Origin of the sequence: Pararhizobium antarcticum (assembly GCF_001885585.1) — a bacterium.
Lineage (GTDB): Bacteria > Pseudomonadota > Alphaproteobacteria > Rhizobiales > Rhizobiaceae > Pararhizobium > Pararhizobium antarcticum.
The window spans coordinates 54013-78389 of sequence record NZ_LSRP01000129.1; the positions used below are offsets into that span (position 1 = coordinate 54013).

Below are 24377 nucleotides of genomic sequence, written 5' to 3' on the forward strand. Positions count from 1 at the left end.
CGAGGGCAATTAAAGTTATGAAAAGACGATGTTTTTCATCAAGTTTAGAATCGTTCCAGATTGTGAGTTGAAATTCTCACGCCAATTTTTTCTTGACAGTAAATGTCCGCTTTGGCTTTATGAACCAATTCAATGCTTTGCATATGACAGGCAAGACAAGATGCTGGTTTGTAGCTGCAATTTTATCAGTGAGAAAGACATCGAGGACACCATCACCGGTCTGCTCGATGAGGACTGTTGGCAGCTGATCGTACCGGCCAAGGTCTATCACGCGATGGAAAAGCGCGGCCGGTGCTGCGGCTGTTTCCCCAATGTCATCGACATAATCATTCGCACCACAGAACGTTATCATGCCTGTCACCCCTCGACGGATGGTGATATTTTTGATTTCATGAACCGCCTCAAACACTTCCATGAAGAAAACAGGAGAGCGGATCTTGAAAGGCGACACAAAAGTCATCGAGCAGCTTAACGAAGCGCTCTATCTCGAACTCGGTGCGGTCAACCAGTACTGGCTGCACTATCGCCTTCTTGACGATTGGGGTTATTCGCTTCTCGCCAAGAAGGAACGAGCCGAATCGATCGAGGAAATGCAGCACGCCGATAAGATCATCGAGCGTATCATTTTCCTTGAAGGCCACCCCAATCTGCAGACGGTCGGCGCCTTGCGCATCGGCCAGAATGTCAAGGAAGTCCTGGAAGCCGATCTCGCGGGCGAATATGATGCCCGCGCCGCTTACAAGAATTCCCGCGACATCTGTCATAGCGCCGGTGATTACGTCACCATGAAGCTGTTCGAACAGTTGCTCATGGATGAGGAAGGTCACATCGACTTCCTCGAGACGCAGCTCGAACTGCTAAACACGATCGGTGCCGAAAAATACGGCCAGCTCAACGCCGCCCCGGCGAACGCTGCCGAAAGCGACTGATTCAACATTTGATTTCGCAACGAAAAACCGCCGGTTCCCGGCGGTTTTTTATGCTGAACGTTGCCGTCGCCTGCGGCGGAATTCCAGCACTGGCGGTCGCTGCCAACGCGCCGGCAAAAGACATGACCCCAGCTGTATCGCCCTCCTCCAGACATCGGACTCTGTTTCTCTTAGAGGATATCGGGCCATGTGGGGGGCTTGCCTCCCCTGATCACCTGTCGCCGGAACGAAGATGGATCCCGCACGTTCCTGAGGGTCATCAAAAAAGGAGATTTTCATGGAAACGCTGGCCGAACTGTTCGAGCACACGCTCAAGGACGTCTATTACGCCGAAAATGCCATTGCCAAGGCCTTGCCGAAGGTTTCGAAGGCGGTGAAAAACGCCGAGCTGAAAAAAGCGGTCGATCACCACCTTGAGGAAACCAAGGGCCAGATCAAGACGCTCGATAAGGTTTTCAAGACACTCGGCATCAAGCCGGAAGCTGTCAAATGCGATGCAACGGACGGCCTGATCAAGGAAACCGAGGGACTGATGGAAGACGGCAAGGGTGTGGCCCTGGACGCCGGTCTGCTTGCGGCCTGCCAGGCGGTCGAACACTACGAGATTGCTCGCTACGGTTCGCTGCGCGAATGGGCAAAGGTTCTCGGCAATGACGAAGCGCATGTTCTGCTGAGCGAGATCCTGGATCAGGAAAAAGCCGCCAACAGCAAGTTGACCAACATCGCTGTGACGACGATCAACAAGTAGAATTGCATCCCGATACGGCGGACTTCCAGTGGAGGATCCGCCGGCTCAGGGACGCTTTCGCGGCGAACACTGTGTCCGTTCGCCGCGATATGTTCTGAACCGCAACGGCTTTTGCGATCCCCGCACCCGTCATCCGGCCAGATTGGCGAATGCGGCGACAACCTCTTCGTAGACCTTGCGCTTGAAGGGCACGATCAGGCTAGGCAATTCATGCATCGGCTTCCAGGCCCACGCGTCAAACTCCGGCTCATGACCGCCAGGGGGTGGGTTGATGGCGATCTCGCTGTCGTCGCCTTCGAAGCGGAAGGCGTACCAGCGCTGCGTCTGCCCGCGATACTTGCCCTTCAGCCCGATGCCGATCAGGCGGGCCGGCAGGTCGTAGTTGATCCATCCGGGCGCATCGGCAAGCAGGGAGACCGTCTTCATGCCGGTTTCCTCGTAGAGTTCGCGATAGGCAGCCTTGAGCGGGTCCTCACCCTTGTCGATGCCGCCCTGCGGCATCTGCCAGAGCTGTACCGAGCCGTCATATTCGGAATTGCCGATGGGAATGCGGCGCCCTGCCCAGACAAGACCCTCGCGGTTCAGCACCATGACGCCGACGCAGGGGCGGTATGGCAGATCCTCTGCCCGCATCGGTTTTGCCGTTTCCTTGCTCATGCAAATAGTCCCTGTTGTGTGCCGCGCCGGGCAGGTACCGCCCCATCGGGCTGGACGGCCGCTTCCGGTTATTGTTGTTGTGGATCCTTGACGAGTGCGGAGACGCCAACGAATTCAATGCCGCGCGTTCCGGCCTCGTCCATCCATTGCGCCACCGCAGCGACACTTTCATCGAAAGCGGAGGCGACGCCGATGGCGCTGCCGTTCCTGCGGGCAATGCGCTCGAGTTCGTCGAGCTTGCGCAGAATGGCGATGCGCTCCAACTGGCCATCGACCACCAGGTCGGCAAAGCCGTGGGGCACGCCGATCGTATCCGCCAGCGTGCCTGTCAGGGATTGCGCCGATGTACCGTCATCGAGGAAAAGCAGTCCGCGCTTGGCAAGATCGCGCATGACAGGTTCCAGCGCATCGGCGTTGGACAGGAACTGTCCACCCAGGAAATTCATGATGCCGGTATAATTGGTGATCTGTGCCAGGGCGAAATGCAGTGCGTCCAGGTTCTGGGTCGCGCTCGGCCCGGTGCGCAACGTGTGGGGACCCGGATTGTTATCCGGGTAATCGAATGGCTCCATTGGGACCTGAAGCAGGATTTCATGGCCGCTGCGCCGGGCTTCCTGCATCCAGCGTTGCAGACTGTTGCCGGTGGCGGCGAAACCGAGCGTCACTTCCCCGGGAAGGTCGCGAATGGCCTTTTGCGTGCCGGTCTGGCTCAACCCAAGGCCGCCGACGACAAGCGCGATGCGAATGCCGCGCGCACCGGACCAAGGCCGCGCATATTGATCCATGGGGCGTTCCCCATTGGCGCCGATGATGGGAATGCGACCTTCGGGCGTATCTTCCAGGAGCGCGTCGTTCGGTTGCGCTGCCACGCGCGGATCCTGGCCCTTCTGTTGCCCCACCTCGATCAGTGCCGGGCCGTTGCCGCTGCGTTGTCCGGGGCTGAACTTGGTAATGATCGAGCCATCGTCAGTGAGTGTTTTTTCGACATTAGCCCCGGACAGGCCGCCGCTTGTCGGCAAGGGCCTTGGTTTGCTGCCTGCATCTTCCGGTTTCTGGCCGCTGGCCGTGCCATCGGGCATTTCGGCTGGCTCCGCCTGCGCAATGTCTGTCGGTTCGGTGCGCCTGAGGCCGGTCGGAGACAGGGCTGCCCATCCGGAAATCCCGGCAAGAGCAAGGATGCCGAGACCAAGACAGACGCGCGCAGCCGAAAGCATCGGCTTCTTGCCGCCCTGCGGCTTCGTCCTGCGGTCTTGTCCAAGGGGGGCGTTGAGATCTGTTCCCAAGAATGGCCTCTGTCGATCGGAGGTGGTGCCGTGCCGCGCATGATCGAGCGCCTGTGCGGAGAAACAATTCCGCCGCCGAACGAAGGTCCAGCGGCGGATGGGTCGAAATCGAATGCCGGTTGCCCGGCATCGGTGGTCGTTACGGCTGCAGTTCAGCCTTCTGCGGATTGGCCGGGAAGGCCGGGTCGCTCTTCTTGCCGCGCAACAGGTCGAGCGCATAGTTGAGCTGCAGGTCGTCCTTGGCTTCCGGCGGTACATAGGCGATGGAGCCGGAGCCTTCCTCGTTTTCGCTCTGGCCCTTGATGTGGCCACGCAGGCTGGATTCGCTGGTTGTTTCGACCTTGCCGAGCAGTTCCGGCGGCAGCGGCTGTTCCACCTTGATGTCAGGCGTGATGCCAGTGCCCTGGATCGACTTGCCCGACGGCGTGTAATAGAGCGCCGTCGTCAGGCGAAGCGCGCCGGCTTCGCCAAGCGGGATGATCGTCTGCACGGAGCCCTTGCCGAAGGATCGGGTGCCGAGAACCGTTGCCCGCTTCAAGTCCTGAAGGGCGCCGGCGACAATTTCCGATGCCGATGCCGAGCCGCCATTGACCATGACGATGACCGGCTTGCCGTCGACCAGATCACCCGGTGTCGCGTTGAAGCGACGGGTTTCATCGGCGTTGCGGCCCCGGGTCGACACGACTTCGCCACGATCGAGGAAGGCGTCGGAGACGTTGATCGCCTGATCGAGCAGTCCGCCCGGGTTGAGGCGCAGGTCGAGCACGTAGCCCTTGAGCTTGTCGGCCGGAACCTGGGCCTTGATCTTCTCGATACCGGCCTTGAGGTCGTCATAGGTCTTTTCGGTGAAGGAAATCACGCGCAGGTAGCCGACATCGCCCTCGACCCGGAATTTCACGGCGCGAACCGCGATAATGTCGCGCACGATCGTCAGTTCGATGGGCTTTTCGGCGCCCTTGCGCAGAATGGTCAGCTTGATGGCAGCACCCACGGCACCGCGCATCTTGTCGACCGCCTCCTCGAGCTTCAGGCCGCGCACGTCCTGGCCATCGATCTTGGAAATGAAGTCGCCGGCCAGCACACCGGCCTTCGCGGCAGGCGTATCGTCGATCGGGCTGGTGACCTTGACCAGTTCGTCTTCCATCGTCACTTCGATACCGAGACCGCCGAATTCGCCGCGCGTCTGGGTGCGCATGTCTTCCGCATCGGTCGCGTTCATGTAGCTCGAATGCGGATCGAGTGACGTCAGCATGCCGTTGATGGCGTTCTCGATCAGCTTGTCGTCCTGTGGCGGCGTCACGTATTGGGCGCGTACACGCTCGAAGACGTCGCCGAAGATCGACAGTTCGCGATAGGTTGAGGGATTGGCGGCGATCGCCGGTACGGTCGCGGAATAAACCACGCCCATGGCGGTCGCACCCATCAGTGCCCCGACCAGAACAAGTGAAGCCCTACGAATCATTGCGTGCCTTTCCGGTGTCTGCTGCGGTCCACCATGGTCGGGAATCAACCGGTTTTCCGTCTTTTCTGAATTCAATGTAAAGTGTTGGTCGGTCTGTTTCCAGCGCCAATGCTGTGGCACTCGCCACTCTTTTCGCGCCCATCGTCGCCAGCGGTTCACCAGCCACGACGAACTGGCCCTGCTGGACCGTGACCCCCTCCATACCCGCAAGCACGATGTGATAGCCATCGCCGGGATTGAGGATGATCATCTGCCCATAGCTGCGGAATGTGCCTGCAAAGACGATCCAGCCATCGGACGGTGCCGTCACCAGCGCATTCGCATTCGTTTCCAGCATCATGCCCTGCAAGGCGTGCCCGGTGCCGTCGGCATCACCGAACTGGCGAAGCACGGAGCCTGCCACTGGAAAGGCCAGCGTTTTCTGCAATTCAGAGAACGCATATGCCGGTGCAATGCGGTTTTTGTCGGGCACGGAATTGCGGGCAAGCGCGCGCGCCTCTTCGCGCTGCGACTCGGTCATCCTCAGCCGCGCCTCCTCTTCAGCGCGGGCGATCGCGGCTGCGTCGCGGACCGAGGCGATTTCGCTTTCGAGCGAGCCGATCAGACCTTCGAGACTGACCGCCTGACTTGCCAGTTCCTCCGCCTTGCGGCGTTCCGAGGCGAGTTCGCCGGCGCTCTGCTGCTTGAGCTTCTGTTTTTCCGCAATCAGCAGCGTCATGCGCTGCTCCTCTTCCAGGCTTGCGGTCATTGCACCGCTGAGTTCGTCCCTCTTGGCGGTGATGTCGCGGCGTACACCGGCCAATGCCTTCAGGTCGGCTGCTAGATTCTCGGTTTCCTGGCGGATGCCGGGCACGACGGCGCCCAGAAGAATGGCGCTGCGCACGGAGGAGAGTGCGTCTTCCGGGGTCACAAGCAAAGCGGGCGGGGGATTGCGACCCATGCGCTGGAGCGCGGCCAGAACCTCGGCCAGAACGCCGCGGCGGCTGCGGAGCGAAGTGTGAACCGCATCTTCCTTGCCGCGCAGGGTCGACAACTGGTTTTCGCCATCGACGATCTGCTGTTCGAGCGCCGTGCGCCTGCCGGCCGATTCGACGATGGCAGCGCGCAGCGTCTCGCTGGTTTTTTCGAGGTCGGCGATACCCGCCTCAAGCTGCGCTGCCTTTTCCTGGGACAGGGTGATCGATTTCGAGAGCGATTCCAGTTCGCTACGGGTGCTGTTTCGCTTCAGGGCGAGAGCTGCTGCAGGATCCGCCGGTGTTTGTACGGTTGCGTCGGCAGGTTGTGCGGTCCGCTCGATGATCGGCGCCTGTGCCAGAACATCGCCAGCCAGAAAAGATACCACGACCAGAAGAGAAGGAGTCACTAAAAAAGAAGGCGCTACCAGAAGAGACCTTGCCCACAGACGAGACGTTGCACACAGGCCGGCGCGCAGAAGCCGCGGGCTATGGCCAGCCTGCCTGTCTGCCGCGATGCCTTCGCTTGCCCCGTGTGTCATTCCGCCGATCCGCTGCCGCCTTGTCCTCAGCCAACCCTACGCTGATTTGGCCCTTGTCACCAATCACCATTCTCAAGGATTGCGGCAGGTCCGTGGCGGGACGGCGCACAATTCGGTGATTGGGCGTGATGCTGCCAGGCATGGCCAGATTGGCGACGATCTCGCTCAGGCAGAGGCGCGCAGGGCGATGTTCGGATGATTGATGTCGGGCCGCATGATGCGGGTCAGTTGCTCCAGTGCCAGGGCTGCAAAACCTTGCAGCAGGTCCTTCTCGTTTTCCGAGAACGCGGCACGCGGGACCGGGTCGATAATGCAGAGCGTGCCGAGCACGCCCCCCGTGTCCGGATCGCAAAGAGGCGCACCGGCATAGAAGCGGATGTGAGGCATGCCCGTGACCAGGGCATTGCCGGTAAACCGGACGTCCCTCACGGCATCCAGCACAACAAGGGGCTCGGCACCGTCAAGGGCGTAGGCACAGAAGGACAAATCGCGGCTGGTCGAATCCGTTGCAAGGCCGGTCCTGCCGACGAAAAACTGATCCGTCGCATCGACCAGCGATACGAGTGCTGTTTTGGTTCCGAAGGCCTTGGCCGCCATCTGGGTGATCCGGTCGAGTGCGGCCCGGTCCTCGCTCGAGATTGCCGCCAGGGCGGCCTTGACGCGGTCCGCGCGCGACTTTTCGTTTAATGGAAGCGGCGCTGGAATGCCTCTCTGCAGAACTCCGCCGTCGATAACCCGATTTCGGCCGCTCCGCTTGGCCCCGTAAAGAGCGGAATCGGCGAGTGCCACAAGCGCGGACGGTTCGATCGGCGCGCCGTCCAGACCCGGCCGGCCGGTCGCGGTGCCAAGGCTAGCGGTCACGAAACCGCTGTCGCTGCGGGCATGGGTGATCGCCAGACTTTCGATCGCGAAGCGTACCGATTCGGCAATCATGGCGGCTCCGGCTTCATCTGTTTCCGGCAGGATCAGGCCGATTTCCTCGCCGCCATAGCGGGCCGCGATATCGGCCGGGCGTTTGAGATGTGCCTGGATGGCCTGGGCGATCAGGCGCAGACAATCGTCGCCAGCCTGATGGCCGTAAAGGTCGTTGAAGGATTTGAAGCGGTCGACATCGATCATCACCACCGAGAGCGGTGCATTGCGGCGCTTGGCGCGCGAAAATTCGACGTCCAGAACGGTATCGAAGCGACGGCGGTTGAAAAGCCCGGTGAGGCCATCGACATGCGCCAGTGTGCGGTAACGGCTCTCGCTGCGCTTGCGCCGACGCAGTTCGATGCCGAGCAGAATGGACAGGAGAATCACGCAGCCCGCGAGCGCCGCAAAGAAGATCGACGTGGTGATGGCGAGCTGTCTCCAGCCCCCGTATATATCGTCCGTGGAAAGCCCGACTGCAATCACCAGGGGCAGGTCGCCCACCTTGGCGCTGCTGAACAGGCGCTCAAGCTTGTCGATGGGCGATGGCCCGGAAAATGGCGCCGTGGCGGTCGCCATTTGCCAGAAGATTGGCGAGGTGATGTAATTTTTCCCGATTGCTCCCTCTTCGGAAGGCGCACGCAGAAGCAGTGTGCCTTCGGTGCCGTACAGGCTGATCGATCCATTTTTGCCAAGATCAAGAGATTTGAACAGCGGGGAGAAGGTTGAAAGGCGTAGCGAAAACGCGATCACGCCGGAAAATTCGCCGTTCCTGTCGGTCATGCGCCGGCTCATCATGACCACCATCTCGCCAAGTGGGGAGCGTGTCATGGTCTTTGCCGTGAACAACCTATCGTCCGAAGTGCGTTCATGGGTGAAGAAAAACGGCTGGTTGGCGAGGTTGCCCTGGATACCGGTGCTCGTCTCCGAGCGCAGGATCACGACACCCTTCCTGTCGAGGATGTAGATTTCGCCGAGACCCGACGCCGTGGACGTATCGCCGAGAAAGGCGCGGCGCCTTTGCGGATTGAATCTGAAATCAGCGTTTGCGGGAACAAGCTCGCGTACGGCCATCAGCATCCGGTCGGCGCCCCGAAACGTCTGCAATACGTCACGCTCCACGGAGGTCGTAACGTTGAGGGCGGAAATTTCCGCCTGTTTCCAGTCCCGATATCTCTGGTCGAGAAGCAGAAAGCTGAACAGTGCGGTGAAACCGGCAAGGATCGCCGCCATCAGCACGACCCAACCGGAACGGATGATATGCCGCCGGGACGATCGGGTTGTCAGGGCATGCAAGAGGCCGTTCAAGATATTGTCATCCTTCAGCGACGCCTGTCGGCACCGGGCGCTTTTGCCGGCCGCACGGTCCTTGTTCTCCGTGGGACAGTCGTGCCGACGGAACAGGCGTTCATGCCCGTGAGAATAGTCATGCGACGATTAACGGTAGATTAGAGATAGCCCCCGAAATCCTGCGCTCAGGCGCGATGATAGGGATGGCCTGACAGTATGGTTACGGCCCGGTAAAGCTGTTCTGCTATCAGAATGCGGACGAGCTGGTGCGGCCAGGTCATCTTGCCCAGGCAAATCACGGCGTCGGCCTTGCCGCGAAACTGCGGGTCGAGACCATCGGCACCGCCGATGACCAGCGTCAGGTCGCGCTTGCCATTGTCGCGGAAGGTTCCGATCAGTGCGGCGAAGCCTTCTGAATCCATCGCCTTGCCGCGCTCGTCAAGCAGGATCAGTATGCCGGCATCCGGCAGGGCTTTCTCGAGCTGCGCGGCCTCTTCGCGTTTTCTCGTATCCGCGCTTGATGCTCGGCTTTCCGCAAGCTCGAGCACGCGGGACATTTCGAGCCCGATCGCGGGACCCGCCTTGGCGAAACGGTCCAGATAACGCGCCGCAAGTTCCTTTTCCGGGCCCGCCTTGAGGCGCCCGACAGCAAAAAGGCCAACCCGCATGCGCCTAACCGATCCTTTGCAAAAACCTGCTCTCCGGCGGGCGAATGTCGCCGCTCGCAGGTCCACAGTTGTCATTACGCCCGGGACGTCCTGTCATCGCCGGGTGCCTTGCATCCATCCTGAACGGGAAGACGTTCCCCGCCGTTCGTGGAGGGTGCTTCAGTGCAGCGTGCCATCTTCCATGTCCGGAGCGGCCCACATCTTTTCGATGTTGTAGAACTCGCGGATTTCGGGGCGGAACACATGAACGATGATGTCACCACCGTCGATCAGGACCCAGTCTCCGGTTTCCAGGCCTTCGACACGGGCATTGCCATGTCCTCCGTCCTTGAGATCCGTCATCAGGTGATCGGCGATTGCCATGACGTGTCTGCTCGATCGCCCGGAGACAACGATCATATAGTCTCCCAGCGCCGATTTTCCGGCAATGTCGATGGTGACGATTTCTTCAGCCTTTGAGTCCTCGAGGCTTTCGAGGACCAGTTTGAGCGCCCCATCGGCTGCGTCGTCGCGGCGGTCCGGGCTCTTCGGGAAGGTGCGTGCTGCAGTTCCCTTTGCGTGTACTGTTGTCAGGGTTTTTCCTTTCCAAATGACAGAACAGGCACGAGGCGATTCGACTTTTTCGGATCGACCCGCCCCCTGAATGTAGTCATCAAACCCCTAAGGTTTCAAGACGCGAGAAATAAATGACAGTTATTCGGATCTGGCGCGCAGTGCGGTCGAACTGAGGGTGGAGCGCGGTCCGTGAATGAAGGTCCAGGCGGGTGCCTTGCGCAGCGCCAGCGTTGCGGCATCGTCTTCGTCGATCCGTGCATAGTCGAAGGTTTTCGCCATTTTCGAGGAGAGATAGGCAAGCGTCGCGCCCGGCCGGTCGATGACGGCGATCGGGAAGGTGCGGGCGATCGTCTGCCAGTTCTGCCAGCGGTGGAAATCCTTGAGGTTGTCGGCGCCCATGATCCAGACGAAATGGATGTCGCGGTTCCGTTCGCGGATCTTTTCCAGCGTCCGCGCCGTGTAGCTCTGCCCGAGCGTGCGCTCGAAGGCGGTGACCTTGATGCGCGGATTGCGGGCGATCTTCTCGCTGAGCGCGATGCGTTCGGCCAGCGGCGCGAGGTCGCGGCGGCTCTTGAGCGGATTGCCTGGTGTTACCATCCACCAGAGCTGGTCGAGCGCCAGGCGCCTGAGCGCGATTTCGGCCACCAGCCCGTGGCCGCCATGCGGCGGATTGAAAGAGCCCCCGAACAGTCCGACGGTCATTCCGCTTTCGACATGCGGCATCCGAAGATAGGGCTGCTTCACGTCATCGGTTGACACTCAGGGCCGGACCTGACCGGTGCCGCGCACCCTGTATTTGAAGGAAGTCAGTTGTTCGACGCCAACAGGACCGCGAGCGTGCATTTTGCCCGTGGCGATGCCGATCTCGCCGCCCATGCCGAATTCCCCGCCATCGGCGAATTGTGTCGAGGCATTGTGCAGAAGGATGGCGGAATCAATTTCCGCGAAGAAGCGCTCGGCGACCGTGGCATCCTGCGCAATTACAGCTTCGGTATGTCCAGATGACCACTGGCCGATATGATCGATCGCACCTTTAATGCCATCGACGAGTTTGACCGACATGATGGCATCCAGATATTCTGTTGCCCAGTCTTCCTCCGTCGCGGGAATAAGCCCTTGCACCATGGCGCGAATATCATCGCTGGCGCGCACTTCGCATCCGGCGTCCTGCAGCGCACGGATGAGCGGAACCACGAGGCGGTCCTTGCCGGCACGGTCGATCAACAGGGTTTCCGCGGAGCCACAGACACCCGTGCGGCGCATCTTGGCATTGACGAGAATGGCCTTGGCCATGTCGAGATAGGCGGAGGCATCGACATAGACATGGCAGAGGCCTTCGAGATGCGCGAAGACCGGCACCCGAGCTTCATTCTGGACGCGGGCGACGAGGCTTTTTCCGCCGCGCGGCACGATGACGTCGATGGCGCCGTTGAGGCCCGACAGCATGGCCCCGACGGCCACGCGGTCCGCGACCGGAACCATCTGTATCGCATGCTCTGGAAGTCCTGCATCCTTCAGGCCCTGCACTAGGCACGCATGGATCGCCTGCGATGAATGCAGGCTGTCGGAGCCGCCGCGCAGGATCACGGCATTGCCGGCTTTCAGGCAGAGCGCACCGGCATCGGCCGTGACGTTTGGCCGGCTTTCATAGATGACGCCGATAACGCCGAGCGGCGTGCGCACCCGCTCGATATGCAGGCCGTTCGGCCGGTCCCATTCGGCGATGATGTCACCGACCGGATCGCGCAGGTCTGCGATCGCGCGGATGCCGTTTGCCATGTCGACAATGCGGTCGTCGGTCAGCGTCAACCGGTCGAGAAACGAGGCGGCAACGCCGGATTCACGAGCGTTTTCAAGATCCACGACATTGGCGGCGAGGATATCGTCCTTCGCGGCCAGGATATGATCGGCCATGCTGATCAGCGCCGCATGCTTGCGCTCGGCCGACGCCGTGGCCAATGGCCGGCTGGCAGCTTTCGCCTGGCGGCCGATCGCCGCCATGATATCGAGGACCTCGTGTTTGTCCTTCACCGCCTCAAGCATTGGCAGCATCCTTTTCCACGTCTGCGTCACGGCGCACGCCGCTGGCCGTCATGACCATATCGTCCCGGTGCACCATCGCCGCGCGCCCGGCGTAACCGAGGATCGTGGCGATCTCTGCGGATTTCCGGCCTGTGATCTGGCGGGCCTCATCGGCATCGTAGCCGGCGAGCCCGCGGCCGATTTCGCGTCCCTCGGTGCCGATGATGGCGATCGTGTCGCCCCGGCTGAAACTGCCGGTGACCTGGCGCACGCCGGCCGGAAGCAGGCTCTTGCCGGATCGAAGAGCGGTTTCGGCGCCGGCGTCGATGGCCAGGCTGCCAGCGGGAAGAAGCTGTCCGGCAATCCAGGTCTTGCGCGCCGTGACCGGCGAGCCGGACGGGGCAAACCAGGAAGAACGCGCGCCGTTTTCGATGGCCGACAACGGATGGTCGGGCTTTCCGGACGCGATGATCATGGCGCAGCCGGCACCGGTGGCAATCTTGCCGGCATCGATCTTGGTGCGCATGCCGCCGCGCGACAGTTCGGAGGCCGCACCGCCGGCCATCGCCTCGATCGCCGGGGTGATGTCCGCGATCGTGTCGAGAAACCGCGCGTCCGGATCGAGATGTGGCGGAGCCGTATAAAGACCGTCGATGTCGGACAGAAGGACAAGCAGGTCGGCGCCCGTCATGGTGGCGACGCGCGCGGCGAGCCGGTCATTGTCACCATAGCGGATTTCCGTGGTCGCGACCGTGTCGTTTTCATTGATGATCGGCACGGCACCCAGCTTGAGCAACTGGTTGATGGTCGCCCGCGCATTGAGATAGCGGCGCCGCTCTTCGGTGTCGCCCAACGTCAAAAGGATCTGGCCGGCGACGATCGCATGGGTCGACAGGCTTTCGGACCAGGCGCGCGCCAGTGCGATCTGTCCGATCGCCGCCGCCGCCTGGCTTTCCTCGAGTTTCAGCGCCCCGGACGGCAGGTCGAGGACCGAGCGCCCGAGCGCGATGGCGCCGGAGGAAACCACAAGCACGTCCACGCCCTTGGCTCGCAGGGCGGCGAGATCGGCGCACAAGGCGTCGAGCCATGCGGCCTTCAGCCCGGTCCCGCGATCGACAAGCAGGGCCGAGCCGATCTTGATCACAATCCGGCGGTACTTCTCCAGCGGTTTGCGCGTCTTCGTCATCTCACACGTCGTCTTCCACGGCATTGTCGGCTGTCTGTGCCCTGACGATGATGTCGCGCAGGGCGCGCAGTGCATCGGTCATGCCGACGCCGACAATGGCAGAGAGCTGCATCGGTGTCTGGCCGCAGGCCTTGGCGAGTGCCTTGGTCTTCTTCTTCAGTTCCGTTGGATCGAGAATGTCGATCTGCGACAGCGCAACGATCTCCGGCTTGCCTGTCAAGTCGCCGCCATAGGCTTCGAGTTCGTGTTTGACCGTCTTGTAGGCCTTGGCCACGTCCTCTTCCTGCGCAGAAACGAGATGCAGCAGCACGCGGGTGCGCTCGACATGGCCGAGAAAACGGTCGCCCAGCCCGATGCCGTCATGGGCCCCTTCGATCAGGCCCGGAATATCGGCCAGAATGAATTCGCGGCCGTCGATCGTGGCTACGCCAAGGTTCGGGTGCAGCGTCGTGAACGGATAGTTGGCGATCTTCGGGCGTGCGCGGGTCACCGTCGCGAGGAAGGTCGACTTGCCGGCATTCGGAAGGCCAACGAGACCGGCATCGGCGATCAGCTTCAGCCGCAGCCAGATGGTCTTTTCTTCGCCTTCAAGGCCCGGATTGGCCCAGTTTGGCGCCTGGTTGGTCGCTGACTTGAAGTGAGTGTTGCCGAAGCCGCCATTGCCGCCGGCGGCCAGCCGGAAGCGCTGGCCCTCGGAGATCATGTCGATGATCAGTGTTTCGGAGTCTTCCTCGAAGACCTGGGTGCCGACGGGCACTTTCAGCGTCACGTCGGCGCCGCCGGCGCCGGTCCGGTTGCGGCCCATGCCATGGATGCCGGTGCCGGCCTTGAAATGCTGCTGGAAGCGGAAATCGATCAAGGTGTTGAGACCGTTGACGGCCTCGATCCAGACGTCGCCGCCGCGTCCGCCATCGCCACCATCGGGACCGCCGAATTCGATGAATTTCTCGCGCCGGAACGACACGGCGCCGGCACCGCCATCGCCCGAGCGGATATAGACTTTTGTTTCGTCGAGAAATTTCATCTTGGGTCACCTGCTGGGCCAACTTGCCCGTCATAATCGCCGCCATCGATATAGGCGGTTATTCCGGAGGTCAAAGAATATCGTGAAGTTTTTGCGCGGCAACGTCGAGTATGCCGTTGGTAGAGGCTGATATCTGGCCCTGCGGGGACATTCTGCTGCGGCAGACCCGCATAATGCTTCAATTGCAACGGTGCAGGCAACAGGCAGCCTTCTGGTCGCCGCAGTTCAGACCGGCCGGTCAAGCCGGGCCAGACCCGCAGGCCAGAACCGCAGAGAGGTTCCCTGTGCGTATCCGACAGCGTCAGGGCTTGTTCGGCTTGGGCATTGGATGCCTAAAAATCAATCAAGACGTGCATCATTGGCCATGAATTGAGCGATGGACAGGCCTTGGTCTTTGAAAAGACTGGGTAGTCTGGACTGGCACGGGTCTTGCTGTTCTCTCTTGTATGCAAGACAGCCCGACACAGACCACGTTGCAATCCACCATCGAGGAGGCCATCGTTTCCGGTATCCTCAGCGCACGCATCCGTCCGGGCACGCGGCTGAGCGAAAACCAACTGGCCGGGCTTTTTGACGTATCGCGGACACGCGTGCGCGAAGCGATGATGCGGCTCGAAAGCCGCTGCATCGTCCATGTCAGCCCGCGGCGGGGCTGGTTCGTCGTCGAGCCTTCCGCGGAGGAGGCGATGATGGTCTATGGCGCGCGGCGCGCTATTGAATCCGGCCTCCTGCGGGGCATGCGCGTCCTGAGCGACGCGGGCCGGGCCGCAATTCGCGATCATCTTGCCGAAGAAAAGGCGGAGATGACCGCCGGAAACCGGCAGCGCCTGACCTGCCTGATGGGCGATTTTCACATCCGAATCGCCGAACTTGCCGAAAATCCCGTCCTTACGGAAATCCTGCGCGACCTCACCGCACGCACCATTCTCATATCGATGCTCTATCAGTCGGATTTCCACGCCTTGCAGTCGCATCTCGGCCACTGTCGCATCGCTGAGGCGATGGAGGACGGGAATTTCGAGCGGGCTGCGGAACTGTCGATCGAACATCTCGACGAGGTGGAGATGGGGCTGGACCTGACCCGACGCCCGGATCCGCTGTCGGAGCTTCGCAACTCCCTTTCACTTCCTCCCAAGGCGTTTCCGTCCCCTTCCGGCGGAACCCTCATCCAGACCGACCCAATATACAAACCCTTCAAAACAAAAGGAAAATGACCTAATGTTTGCCAAAAATCTCTTGATCGCCGCCGCAATTCTTGCCGGTACGCTCGGACTTTCCACCGCGTCGCATGCCGATACGCTCGGTGATATCGCCGCCCGCGGCACGATCCGCGTGGCCGTGCCACAGGATTTCCCGCCATTCGGCAGCGTCGGCACTGATATGACGCCGATGGGCTACGACATCGATATGGCCAATCTGATTGCCGAAAAGCTCGGCGTGAAGGCGGAACTGGTGCCTGTTACCAGCGCCAACCGCATTCCCTATCTCCAGACCAACAAGGTCGATCTGGTCATTTCCAGCCTGGGCAAAAACGCCGAGCGGGAAGCGGTGATCGACTTTACCGCTGCATACGCCCCGTTCTTCAACGGTGTTTTTGCACCGTCCGAGGTTGCCGTCACCAAAGTCGAGGACCTGTCCGGCAAGGTGGTCGGCGTGACGCGCGGTGCGGTCGAGGATCTGGAACTGACCAAGATCGCGCCTGCCGATCTGACCATCAAGCGCTACGAGGACAACAACGGCACGATCTCGGCCTTCCTGTCCGGGCAGGTCGAACTTGTCGCCACCGGCAATGTCGTTGCGGCCGCCATCCTTGCCAAGAACCCGCCCAAGCGCCCGGAACTGAAGTTCCTGATCAAGAACTCGCCCTGCTATATCGGCCTCAACAAGAACGATCCTGCGTTGCTGGAAAAGGTCAATGCGATCATCGCGACGGCCAAGACCGACGGCACGATGAATGCGATTGCCCAGAAATGGCTGGGGTCCGACATTCCCGCCGATCTCTGATCGGATATCTGCCGCGACCTGCCACCCCGCCCCGTCTGCGGGGTGGCCCGTCATCGCATCCAGCAGGGGGAAACCGCGTTGAACTACCAATTCGAATTCAACTGGCTGGCCCAGTATTATCCGGAGATCGTCAAGGGCATCGGCATCACGCTGCAATTGATCAGCATCGGCGCTGTGCTCGGCATAGCGCTCGGAATTGCCTGTGCCTGGGCGCGCGCGCTCGGTCCGGCCTGGCTGAAGCCGGTCGTTGCGACCTATGTCGAACTGATCCGCAACACGCCTTTCCTGATCCAGCTGTTCTTTATTTTTTTCGGTCTGCCGTCGCTGGGCGTGCAACTGGGCGAATTGCAGGCGGCGAATATCGCCATGGTGGTCAATCTTGGCGCCTATAGCTGCGAGATCATCCGGGCCGGCATCCAGTCGACGCAGAAGGGCCAGTTCGAGGCGGGCGCCAGCCTGGCCATGACTCCCTTCGAGACCTTTCGCCATGTGGTGCTGGTGCCTTCGCTGCAGCGGATCTGGCCGGCGCTGTCGTCACAGGTGGTTATCGTCATGCTGGGCTCCTCCGTCGTTTCGCAGATCGCCGCCGAGGACCTGACATTTGCGGCCAATTTCATTCAGTCGCGAACCTTCCGCGCCTTCGAAGCCTATATGGTCTCGACGCTGATTTATCTCGTTCTGGCCGTCCTTTTGCGGCAGATCCTTGCTGTCATCGGCGGCTTCATCTTCCCCAGGAGGGCCGTGCGATGACCGAATTCACGCTGTGGGATATTCTCAGAAACCTGCTGCTTGCCACACGCTGGACCATTGTGTTGTCGCTGGTGTCCTTCGTCGGCGGCGGTCTTGTGGGTCTGCTGCTTCTGTTCCTGCGCATTAGCGCACACAAGGCCGTGCGGATTTTTGCACGCTGCTACATCGAACTCTTCCAGGGTACGCCACTTTTGATGCAGTTGTTCATCGCCTTTTTCGGCCTTGGCCTCCTCGGGGTCGATGTTCCAGCCTGGCTGGCTGCGGGACTGGCCCTCATTCTGTGGACGGCTGCGTTCCTCGCGGAAATCTGGCGCGGCTGCGTCGAGGCCATCGCCAAGGGCCAGTGGGAAGCATCCGCCAGCCTTGGCATGGGACGGCTGCAGCAGATGCGCTACGTCATCCTTCCGCAGGCCATGAAGATCGCCGTGCCGCCGACGGTCGGTTTTTCGGTGCAGGTCGTCAAGGGCACCGCCCTGACATCGATCATCGGTTTCGTGGAACTTTCGAAGGCTGGCACTGTCGTCACCAATGCAACGTTCCAGCCCTTCACGGTCTATGGCCTCGTCGCTCTCATCTATTTCGCACTTTGCTGGCCGCTGTCCAGGAGCAGCCAGATGCTGGAAAGGAAGCTTAATGTCGCTCATCGAAATCACTGAGGTGCGCAAGAGCTTCGGTTCAACCGAAGTTCTCAAAGGCATCAATCTCGACGTCCAGCCCGGCGAAGTGATTGCCATTATCGGCAAGAGTGGATCCGGGAAATCGACTTTGCTGCGCTGCATAAACGGTCTTGAGATGATCAGCGGTGGCTCGATTTCGGTCGCCGGAGCGCAGTTGCTCGACGACCAGCTGCATCTGAAGACGCTGCGGCTGAAAGTCGGTATGATCTTCCAGCAGTTCAACCTGTTTCCGCACCTCACCGTGGGCGGCAACGTCATCCTGTCGCAGACTGTCGTGAAAAAGACAGCAAAGCCGGCGGCGGAAGCCATGGCCCGCAGAATGCTCGATCGCGTAGGCCTGGGCCACAAGTTCGATGCCTATCCGGATGAACTGTCCGGCGGCCAGCAGCAGCGCGTGGCGATCGCCCGGGCGCTGGCGATGGAGCCGATCGCATTGCTATGCGACGAGATCACCTCGGCGCTCGATCCCGAACTCGTCGCGGAGGTGCTGGCCGTCGTCCGTGAACTGGCGGCGGAAGGCATGACCCTGCTGATGGTCACCCATGAAATGAAGTTCGCCCGCGACGTCTGCTCGCGCGTGGTCTTCATGCACCAGGGCCGCGTGCATGAAATCGGCCCGCCGGATGCGGTTTTTTCAAACCCGCAGACGCCTGAGCTGAAGCAGTTCCTTGGCGTTCACTAGGTGTCGAGCTGAAACAACCGGCCGCGTTTGGCGGCCGGTTCTCCTGGATTACGGCTTGCGCAGATCGGCGGCGGTCAGTTGCGTTTCGATGTGACTGACCATGCCTGCTCGCGCCAACGCGTAGACCTGCGCGCAGCCGGTGATGGCAAATCCGAGCTTCTGCTGCAGCCGGAGCGATCCCGCATTGTCGGCAAACACCCCGGAATGCAACACCGTTTCCGGCATGCGCATGAAAAAGCGCGCGATGGCGGCATGAACCGCCTCGCTTGCATAGCCCTTGCCCCAGTAGTAGCGGTTCAGCCAATAGCCGAGATTCCACTGGCCATGCCGCAGTTCAAGACCGACACAGCCGATATGGACGTCGTCACCGGTGGTGATGGCAAGCGTCCAGTCAGGCAGCACGCCGGCTGTCTGGCGCACCAGCCAGTCGCGGGCATCCTGCGAGTGATAGGGCACCGGTACCCGCGCCAGCATGCGCGAGACCTGGTAATCACCGAGCGACTGGGCGATAGCATCGGCATCCGTCAGCCGGTGCGGTCGCAGGATCAGCCGCGCCGTGTCGATGATCGGGCAGGGACCGGGGTCCGGCCGCGCCGCCGTCTGCTGCGGGCGGGGGAAGGTTAGCGTGGTCATCGTTGACCTCCCCAGCTGCGAAGCGACATCCAGGTCTTGCGGTCCAGCCTGTACCATTCGACGGCAATCGACCCGCCGAGCGCCATGCTGTCGACCATGCCCGAACCCTGGAACTGAAAGCCGCACTTCTGGATGACCCGCCGCGAGGCGAGATTCATCACCCGGCAGCGCGCATCAATCTGGTCGATACCGCGCGTGCGGAAGGCCATGTCGGTCAGCGCCTGCGCCGCCTCCGTGGCATAGCCGCTGTTCCAGTGCGGCTCGCCCAGCCAGTAGCCGAGTTCGGCTGTCCTGCCATCGGCATGCGGCTCGACACCGCAGCAACCGAGAAAGGCGCCATTATCCGCTTTGGTAATCGCATAGACGCACTTGCCAATCGCGCCCGTTTTCGCACGACGTACGAAATCCGCGGCATCGGCCACCGTATAGGGATGCGGCATGCGCGAAACCATGGTGGCGATATTGGCGTTGTTGGCAAGATGGGCAAGGGCGTCGATATCGTCTTCATGCGGCGCGCGCAAAACGAGCCTGGGCGATAACAATATCGGGCAATCGGTCCTTGACCGTTCCGGCCTCAGCCGTTCCTCTTGCGAGGCTATGGGAGACCGTGATTGGTCTTCCCTCAACAATTCGGTTTGCATGGTCCGTCCTCCAAGACGTGAAAAAGGGGAGATTGGGCATTGCCCCATCTCCCCTTTTGATCTTGGCCTGAACGGTCAGCGTCAGCCGGGTCGATGAGACGCCGGCTGTTTTAGAGCGCTACCGGCTTATTCCGCTGCTTCGGCTTTCGGCATTACAGACACGTACACGCGGCCATTGGCCTTGGTACGGTAGTTCACATTGCCGGCCGTAAGTGCAAAAATGGTGTGGTCCTTGCCGAGGCCGACATTGGCGCCCGGATGCCACTGGGTTCCGCGCTGGCGCAGGATAATGTTGCCCGGAATGACGACTTCGCCACCGAACTTCTTCACGCCGAGGCGCTTGGACTGCGAATCGCGACCGTTGCGCGAGGAACCGCCAGCTTTTTTGTGTGCCATGGATGGTCTCCTTTAAACCTTAGATCCGTTGTCTCAGTTTGCAGCTTCAGCGGCAGCGTCGTCGGACTTCTTGGAAGCCTTCTTCGCCTTCGCGCCGGCAACACCCGCGATATCCAGGATACGGACGGTGGTGTTGTGCTGGCGGTGGCCGCGGGTGCGCTTGGAGTTCTGGCGGCGACGCTTCTTGAAGGCGATAACCTTCTTGGCGCGGCCGTGTTCCACAACTTCGGCGCTGACAACGGCACCTTCGACAAACGGAGCACCGATGGCTGCATCGGCGCCGACGCCGACCATCAGGATCTCGGTGAATTCGATCTTGTCGCCGACGGCACCTTCCAATTTTTCAATCTTCAGAACGTCGTTGGCGGCCACGCGGTACTGCTTACCGCCGGTCTTGATGACTGCGAACATTTTTTATCCTTTCATGTTCGTTCCGGCTCTTCGCTTGAAGGCGAGGCCGTCTTTTTCTTCAGTCGGACATGACAAGGCGTGAGCCTTGCCGGTGAACGGGCACAATAGGCACCCTTCGCGGTCTGGACATGCCACACCACTTCAAGTGGCGCGATTACGGGAAGTCGGTCAAACTGTCAAGATCAAAGCCCGGGGATTGCTGCATATTCCTGTCACATGCCCCTTGTCATCGCGCAAATCTGCCGCTATGAACCGCCTCGCGCCAATGGCGCCGACCTGATTGACCGGAGAGGTGGCAGAGTGGTCGAACGCACCGCACTCGAAATGCGGCATACCTGCAAGGGTATCGTGGGTTCAAATCCCACCCTCTCCGCCATTACGGACTTGGCTTGCCTGTCCCTTTCCATTTCTTGTTTTAATTGATCTCACTGCAGTAACAGGCACTATGCAGGCCAAATGCCCGTGCGTTTCGCTGGATTATTTGCCTTTCCTATCGAGTGCAGTTTGTGGCCTCGTCTCCTCGAAAACACAGCGTTGAGGGGGTTGCCAGAGCCTCGAAAGGTTCTGGCAGGATTCGCGGATCGACCTATGCTGCAACACGCGACGGAACGTCGCCCGCCCTGCGGCCGACTTTGAAACGGCCGATCAGTTGCTCGAGCAACTTTGCCTCGCCGGCGACCGAGCCGATGGCAACCGTTGATTCTTCCACCATGGCGGCGTTCTGCTGCGTGTTGCGATCGATATCGGATATTGCTGCCCCGATACCGTTGAGTTCGGTGGACTGCTGGCGCGATCGCACAACGATTTCCGCCACATGGGCACTGATCGCGGCCACCTCCAACGCAATGCCATTCAGGGCTTTGCCGGTCTTGTCGACGAGTGTGACGCCGTGTTTTACGTGGTCGGCCGACACGCTTACCAGGGCCTTGATTTCCTTGGCTGCTGCTGCGGAACGTTGGGCGAGCTCACGAACCTCCTGGGCGACGACCGCAAAACCCTTCCCGGCATCACCGGCGCGGGCAGCTTCGACACCCGCGTTGAGTGCAAGAAGGTTGGTCTGAAAGGCAATTTCATCGATGACCCCGATGATCTGGCCGATCTCGCGCGACGAATTCTCAATCATCAGCATTGCCTCGACGGCATTGGCAACCACAGCGCTCGAACCCTCGGCGCCGGATTTTGCTGTCGCAACCATACCGCCAACCCTTTCGGCAAGCTGGCTCGTTCCCCGAACGGTCTCCAGCACATTCGAAAGCAAGGAGGCCGTTTCCGAAATGGAGACAGCCTGTGTTTCCGTGCGTCGGGACAGGTCCGTATTGGCTTGATTGATCTGCACCGAACCGTTGCGGACCGAGTTCGCGACATCGCCGACCTGCTTGAGCACGCCGTCGAGCTGCTCGACCGATTCGTTAAATGCATGACGCAGATCATTGAGGTCACCATCAAGCGCATCAGAGATGCGCACGGTCACGTCTCCACCCGACAGCTTTGACAGAGCCGACCGAAGACAAGTGACGGCAAAGGTGACCGAGGCGTGGGCCTTGGCGTTCAATTGCTCACGCGCTTCCCGCTCCTGTGTCGCAGCGGCGTCAGCCAGACGCGCCTTTTCCGTCATCGCCACCGCTGCGCTGCTCGCATTGTGCGCCTGTTCCACGGAGCTGTCGGACCGGCGGAATGCGGAAACCATTGCCGAGGTCAGGGCGATGAGCGAGCCGGCCTGGGCCACGAGCACGACCGCGTGCAGAATGACCCGGTTAAAAGACGATTCGCCGGGAAAGACCGCAAACGGAATGAGGGCATAGAAAAGAAGATGATGGACCGCGACGAGGCCTGCATAGGCAACGATGGCGCGCCAATCGACCCAGGCGGCACAGATCGCCAAGGAGGCGAAGAAATACATATGGATATCAATCTGCAGCGGCGAGCCCTCGAACGCATAAACGAGAAAACCGACGCTTGCGGCCATGGCCATGGAGGTGATCACTCGGGTCGCAGGACCGGAGCTATCCCGCCACCAAGTCGCGGTTGCCATGATCGTAATGATGGCGGCGGCTATCAGGGACGGCAAATCGATGGCCTCCGCCCTTAAAAGATTTCTCGCAACCAGCAGAGCGAAATTGAGCCAGAGCAGGCTGATAATGCCCACTGCAGTCCGCGTGCGGAGTTTTTCCAAAGCATCCATTTTAGGCTCCTGCCTGGCAACCGGCCGCCAGAATGTGATTGAGAACAAGGATTGCACCCGCACCGCGCAGGCGACCCGGGAAATCCGCCTCTTTAGAGTAGGCGACGGCGACCCAGGGTGAGGCGCCCGCAAGAACGAACGTTCCATCGGCGTTGCCGATAACGTCCATCATGTGGTCGGGCGGAAGGCGCGGGTCCGTAACGACCAGAACGAACGGCCCACGAGGCAGACAAAGCGCGCCAAGGAACAGCCCGGAAAAAACGAGAAGATGAAGGAGTATCACTCGGCGACCCGAATTTGCGGTTTTGGGCAGTGGCGTCATTGCGAGCACATCGAAGGTTCATAGAGGCGTCTGTTTCATCGTCGCGGCCCCCTGCAACGCGACGAACAAACCTGAACACAATATTAGGGCTATATGGTTGAGGATATCTTAAACGAACACTTCCTTCGCTGCCCTTTGGGCAGATATTGCCGAGGCATGCCGACATGGGCCTGTTGTGGCTGTTGCCTGTCCCACTGTCGGTATAAGACGGATCATCATGGATAGGGCGGTGGGTGTTTGATGGCGCGGGTGGTGATTGTCGGAGGGGGACCTTCAGGATTGATGGCGGCGGAGGTTCTGGCGTCGGCGGGGCATGCCGTGACGGTCTATGAGGCCATGCCGACGGTCGGACGCAAGTTCCTGCTGGCGGGAAAGTCCGGTCTCAACATCACCCATTCCGAGGATCACACGCGTTTTCTGTCGCGGTTCCAGCCTTCCGGCGACCGGCTTTGGCCGGCGGTCGAGGCATTTCCGGCGGCAGCGGTGCGGGCCTTTGCGCTGGCGCTCGGCACCGAGACATTCATCGGTTCCTCAGGCCGTGTCTTTCCGACGGTCATGAAGGCATCACCGCTGTTGCGGGCCTGGTTGCGGCGTCTGGAAGGGCAGGGCGTCGAAATCCTCACCCGGCATCGCTGGACAGGGTTCGTCGACGGTGGGCTGCGCTTCGACACACCGCAGGGCACAAAGGTGGTCGAGGCTGATGCGTCGCTGTTGGCGCTGGGCGGTGCAAGCTGGCCGCGTCTGGGCTCCGATGCCGCCTGGGTGCCGTGGCTGCGCGAACGCGGCGTTGATGTCGCCGATCTGCGCCCGGCCAATTGCGGTTTCGATGTTGCCTGGAGCGACCTCTTCCGGGAGCGGTTTTCCGGCGTGCCCGTCAAGTCCGTCACCGCTGCGACGGACGCAGGGCCTATTCATGGAGACTTCGTGGTGACGCAGAACGGCATAGAGGGCAGCCTCGTCTACGCCCATGCCGCAAGTCTACGGGATCGTCTTGAAACAGAGGGCGTTGCCTCCTTGTTGCTTGATCTGATGCCGGGCCGGACTTTGGCGCGGCTTACACAGGACCTGTCGAAACAGGGTGGCAAGGCAAGCCTTGCCACCCGGTTGCGCAAGGGGGCGGGCATTGATGGCGTCAAGGCCGCTTTGCTGCGGGAGTTCTCAAGCGAGACAGAGCGTCGCGACCCGCAAAAGCTATCCCGGATGATCAAGGCTTTTGCCCTGCCCGTCGTCCGTCCACGCCCCATTGCCGAGGCCATTTCGTCGGCCGGCGGCATAGGCTGGGGCGCGATCGACGATGGCTACATGCTGCGCGCCCTGCCGGGCGTGTTTGTCGCCGGCGAGATGATCGACTGGGAGGCGCCGACCGGCGGTTATCTGCTGACGGCCTGTTTTGCCACCGGCCGCGCTTCGGCAGACGGCATCGCCCGTTGGCTGGCGCGCTGATACAG

Annotated in this window: 24 protein-coding genes, 1 tRNA gene and 2 pseudogenes; 10 read left to right on the forward strand and 17 right to left on the reverse strand. The window is 60.9% G+C overall.

Features of this window, described 5'->3' with window-relative positions; translation table 11 throughout:
- Window positions 1-160: 160 nt before the first annotated feature.
- The 3 genes from AX760_RS22610 (at window position 161) to AX760_RS22620 (ending at window position 1677) form a co-directional block, all read left to right on the forward strand.
- Entirely contained in the window at window positions 161-472 is a 312-nt protein-coding gene (locus tag AX760_RS22610; RefSeq protein WP_071835386.1) for a (2Fe-2S)-binding protein, read from the forward strand.
- Window positions 438-929 carry a bacterioferritin gene (bfr, locus tag AX760_RS22615; RefSeq protein WP_071835271.1) on the forward strand — a complete coding sequence of 164 codons (492 nt, stop codon included), beginning with the start codon at window positions 438-440 and terminating at the stop codon, window positions 927-929. Before AX760_RS22610 ends, bfr begins: the two co-directional genes overlap by 35 nt.
- Window positions 930-1206: 277 nt before the next feature.
- The gene (locus tag AX760_RS22620) at window positions 1207-1677 is read left to right on the forward strand and encodes a YciE/YciF ferroxidase family protein (protein WP_071835272.1); all 471 of its coding nucleotides are present in this window, start codon (window positions 1207-1209) and stop codon (window positions 1675-1677) included.
- A gap of 129 nt (window positions 1678-1806) precedes the next feature.
- Here the strand turns inward: AX760_RS22620 and AX760_RS22625 are convergent, their stop codons facing one another.
- The 11 genes and pseudogenes from AX760_RS22625 to obgE all read right to left on the reverse strand — a co-directional run bounded on the left by AX760_RS22625 (window position 1807) and on the right by obgE (window position 14231).
- Entirely contained in the window at window positions 1807-2334 is a 528-nt protein-coding gene (locus AX760_RS22625; protein ID WP_071835273.1) for an RNA pyrophosphohydrolase, read from the reverse strand.
- Between the two features lie 68 nt (window positions 2335-2402).
- Window positions 2403-3617 (reverse strand): divergent polysaccharide deacetylase family protein, encoded by a 1215-nt coding sequence (locus AX760_RS22630; RefSeq protein ID WP_071835274.1) that lies wholly within the window; start codon window positions 3615-3617, stop codon window positions 2403-2405.
- Window positions 3618-3756: 139 nt separating this feature from the next.
- Window positions 3757-5079: a S41 family peptidase gene (locus tag AX760_RS22635; RefSeq protein WP_071835275.1), complete on the reverse strand. Its 1323-nt coding sequence runs from the start codon at window positions 5077-5079 to the stop codon at window positions 3757-3759.
- Window positions 5069-6574, reverse strand: a complete 1506-nt coding sequence (locus tag AX760_RS22640; protein ID WP_425348885.1) for a murein hydrolase activator EnvC family protein — start codon at window positions 6572-6574, stop codon at window positions 5069-5071. The genes AX760_RS22635 and AX760_RS22640 overlap by 11 nt, the downstream gene beginning before the upstream one ends.
- Window positions 6575-6739: 165 nt before the next feature.
- On the reverse strand, window positions 6740-8794 hold the full coding sequence (locus AX760_RS22645; protein WP_071835276.1) for a diguanylate cyclase: 2055 nt from the start codon (window positions 8792-8794) through the stop codon (window positions 6740-6742).
- Between the two features lie 167 nt (window positions 8795-8961).
- On the reverse strand, window positions 8962-9444 hold the full coding sequence (rlmH, locus tag AX760_RS22650; protein WP_071835277.1) for a 23S rRNA (pseudouridine(1915)-N(3))-methyltransferase RlmH: 483 nt from the start codon (window positions 9442-9444) through the stop codon (window positions 8962-8964).
- Window positions 9445-9603: 159 nt separating this feature from the next.
- Window positions 9604-10097, reverse strand: a pseudogene (rsfS, locus tag AX760_RS22655) (ribosome silencing factor).
- Window positions 10098-10137: 40 nt separating this feature from the next.
- A complete protein-coding gene (locus AX760_RS22660; protein ID WP_071835279.1) occupies window positions 10138-10722 on the reverse strand; it encodes a nicotinate-nucleotide adenylyltransferase in 585 nt (194 codons plus the stop codon).
- A 36-nt stretch (window positions 10723-10758) separates the two neighbouring features.
- Complete coding sequence (locus tag AX760_RS22665) at window positions 10759-12042, reverse strand: glutamate-5-semialdehyde dehydrogenase (RefSeq protein ID WP_071835280.1); 1284 nt, start codon at window positions 12040-12042, stop codon at window positions 10759-10761.
- Window positions 12035-13207, reverse strand: a complete 1173-nt coding sequence (gene proB / locus AX760_RS22670) for a glutamate 5-kinase (RefSeq protein WP_071835281.1) — start codon at window positions 13205-13207, stop codon at window positions 12035-12037. Before proB ends, AX760_RS22665 begins: the two co-directional genes overlap by 8 nt.
- A 1-nt stretch (window position 13208) precedes the next feature.
- Window positions 13209-14231: a GTPase ObgE gene (gene obgE, locus AX760_RS22675; RefSeq protein ID WP_071835282.1), complete on the reverse strand. Its 1023-nt coding sequence runs from the start codon at window positions 14229-14231 to the stop codon at window positions 13209-13211.
- A 446-nt stretch (window positions 14232-14677) separates the two neighbouring features.
- On the opposite strand from obgE, the gene AX760_RS22680 reads away from it, so the two are divergent.
- From AX760_RS22680 to AX760_RS22700, 5 genes are all read left to right on the forward strand, one after another.
- On the forward strand, window positions 14678-15445 hold the full coding sequence (locus AX760_RS22680; RefSeq protein WP_071835283.1) for a GntR family transcriptional regulator: 768 nt from the start codon (window positions 14678-14680) through the stop codon (window positions 15443-15445).
- Window positions 15446-15449: 4 nt separating this feature from the next.
- Window positions 15450-16235: a transporter substrate-binding domain-containing protein gene (locus tag AX760_RS22685; RefSeq protein WP_071835284.1), complete on the forward strand. Its 786-nt coding sequence runs from the start codon at window positions 15450-15452 to the stop codon at window positions 16233-16235.
- Between the two features lie 78 nt (window positions 16236-16313).
- Window positions 16314-16985 carry an amino acid ABC transporter permease gene (locus AX760_RS22690; protein ID WP_071835285.1) on the forward strand — a complete coding sequence of 224 codons (672 nt, stop codon included), beginning with the start codon at window positions 16314-16316 and terminating at the stop codon, window positions 16983-16985.
- Window positions 16982-17641, forward strand: coding sequence for an amino acid ABC transporter permease (locus tag AX760_RS22695; protein ID WP_071835286.1), 660 nt, complete (start codon window positions 16982-16984; stop codon window positions 17639-17641). Before AX760_RS22690 ends, AX760_RS22695 begins: the two co-directional genes overlap by 4 nt.
- Window positions 17619-18344, forward strand: coding sequence for an amino acid ABC transporter ATP-binding protein (locus tag AX760_RS22700; RefSeq protein WP_071835287.1), 726 nt, complete (start codon window positions 17619-17621; stop codon window positions 18342-18344). Before AX760_RS22695 ends, AX760_RS22700 begins: the two co-directional genes overlap by 23 nt.
- A 48-nt stretch (window positions 18345-18392) precedes the next feature.
- Here AX760_RS22700 and AX760_RS22705 read toward each other — a convergent pair whose 3' ends face one another.
- The 4 genes and pseudogenes from AX760_RS22705 to rplU form a co-directional block, all read right to left on the reverse strand.
- On the reverse strand, window positions 18393-18977 hold the full coding sequence (locus tag AX760_RS22705; protein WP_071835288.1) for a GNAT family N-acetyltransferase: 585 nt from the start codon (window positions 18975-18977) through the stop codon (window positions 18393-18395).
- Window positions 18974-19618: a GNAT family N-acetyltransferase gene (locus AX760_RS22710; RefSeq protein WP_071835289.1), complete on the reverse strand. Its 645-nt coding sequence runs from the start codon at window positions 19616-19618 to the stop codon at window positions 18974-18976. Before AX760_RS22710 ends, AX760_RS22705 begins: the two co-directional genes overlap by 4 nt.
- A gap of 126 nt (window positions 19619-19744) precedes the next feature.
- A complete protein-coding gene (gene rpmA, locus AX760_RS22715; RefSeq protein ID WP_037096930.1) occupies window positions 19745-20014 on the reverse strand; it encodes a 50S ribosomal protein L27 in 270 nt (89 codons plus the stop codon).
- A 108-nt stretch (window positions 20015-20122) separates the two neighbouring features.
- A pseudogene (gene rplU / locus AX760_RS22720) lies at window positions 20123-20425 on the reverse strand (50S ribosomal protein L21); the annotation flags it as partial.
- Window positions 20426-20711: 286 nt separating this feature from the next.
- On the opposite strand from rplU, the gene AX760_RS22725 reads away from it, so the two are divergent.
- Window positions 20712-20801, forward strand: a tRNA-Ser gene (locus AX760_RS22725).
- Window positions 20802-21011: 210 nt separating this feature from the next.
- Here AX760_RS22725 and AX760_RS22730 read toward each other — a convergent pair.
- Window positions 21012-22607 carry a methyl-accepting chemotaxis protein gene (locus AX760_RS22730; protein ID WP_071835291.1) on the reverse strand — a complete coding sequence of 532 codons (1596 nt, stop codon included), beginning with the start codon at window positions 22605-22607 and terminating at the stop codon, window positions 21012-21014.
- A 1-nt stretch (window position 22608) separates the two neighbouring features.
- A complete protein-coding gene (locus AX760_RS27360; RefSeq protein ID WP_175552120.1) occupies window positions 22609-22890 on the reverse strand; it encodes a hypothetical protein in 282 nt (93 codons plus the stop codon).
- A 279-nt stretch (window positions 22891-23169) separates the two neighbouring features.
- Between AX760_RS27360 and AX760_RS22740 the strand changes: the two genes are divergently transcribed.
- A complete protein-coding gene (locus AX760_RS22740) occupies window positions 23170-24372 on the forward strand; it encodes a TIGR03862 family flavoprotein (RefSeq protein ID WP_071835293.1) in 1203 nt (400 codons plus the stop codon).
- Window positions 24373-24377: the final 5 nt, after the last annotated feature.

Bases quoted from the DNA above. Each gene is read 5' to 3' on its own strand.
- AX760_RS22610 (WP_071835386.1), top strand. From the start codon at position 161: ATGCTGGTTTGTAGCTGCAATTTTATCAGTGAGAAAGACATCGAGGAC.
- AX760_RS22620 (WP_071835272.1), top strand. From the start codon at position 1,207: ATGGAAACGCTGGCCGAACTGTTCGAGCACACGCTCAAGGACGTCTAT.
- AX760_RS22625 (WP_071835273.1), bottom strand. From the start codon at position 2,334: ATGAGCAAGGAAACGGCAAAACCGATGCGGGCAGAGGATCTGCCATAC.
- AX760_RS22635 (WP_071835275.1), bottom strand. From the start codon at position 5,079: ATGATTCGTAGGGCTTCACTTGTTCTGGTCGGGGCACTGATGGGTGCG.
- AX760_RS22640 (WP_425348885.1), bottom strand. From the start codon at position 6,574: ATGACACACGGGGCAAGCGAAGGCATCGCGGCAGACAGGCAGGCTGGC.
- rlmH (WP_071835277.1), bottom strand. From the start codon at position 9,444: ATGCGGGTTGGCCTTTTTGCTGTCGGGCGCCTCAAGGCGGGCCCGGAA.
- AX760_RS22660 (WP_071835279.1), bottom strand. From the start codon at position 10,722: ATGCCGCATGTCGAAAGCGGAATGACCGTCGGACTGTTCGGGGGCTCT.
- AX760_RS22665 (WP_071835280.1), bottom strand. From the start codon at position 12,042: ATGCTTGAGGCGGTGAAGGACAAACACGAGGTCCTCGATATCATGGCG.
- proB (WP_071835281.1), bottom strand. From the start codon at position 13,207: ATGACGAAGACGCGCAAACCGCTGGAGAAGTACCGCCGGATTGTGATC.
- obgE (WP_071835282.1), bottom strand. From the start codon at position 14,231: ATGAAATTTCTCGACGAAACAAAAGTCTATATCCGCTCGGGCGATGGC.
- AX760_RS22680 (WP_071835283.1), top strand. From the start codon at position 14,678: ATGCAAGACAGCCCGACACAGACCACGTTGCAATCCACCATCGAGGAG.
- AX760_RS22685 (WP_071835284.1), top strand. From the start codon at position 15,450: ATGTTTGCCAAAAATCTCTTGATCGCCGCCGCAATTCTTGCCGGTACG.
- AX760_RS22695 (WP_071835286.1), top strand. From the start codon at position 16,982: ATGACCGAATTCACGCTGTGGGATATTCTCAGAAACCTGCTGCTTGCC.
- AX760_RS22700 (WP_071835287.1), top strand. From the start codon at position 17,619: ATGTCGCTCATCGAAATCACTGAGGTGCGCAAGAGCTTCGGTTCAACC.
- AX760_RS22705 (WP_071835288.1), bottom strand. From the start codon at position 18,977: ATGACCACGCTAACCTTCCCCCGCCCGCAGCAGACGGCGGCGCGGCCG.
- AX760_RS22710 (WP_071835289.1), bottom strand. From the start codon at position 19,618: ATGCAAACCGAATTGTTGAGGGAAGACCAATCACGGTCTCCCATAGCC.
- rpmA (WP_037096930.1), bottom strand. From the start codon at position 20,014: ATGGCACACAAAAAAGCTGGCGGTTCCTCGCGCAACGGTCGCGATTCG.
- AX760_RS22730 (WP_071835291.1), bottom strand. From the start codon at position 22,607: ATGGATGCTTTGGAAAAACTCCGCACGCGGACTGCAGTGGGCATTATC.
- AX760_RS22740 (WP_071835293.1), top strand. From the start codon at position 23,170: ATGGCGCGGGTGGTGATTGTCGGAGGGGGACCTTCAGGATTGATGGCG.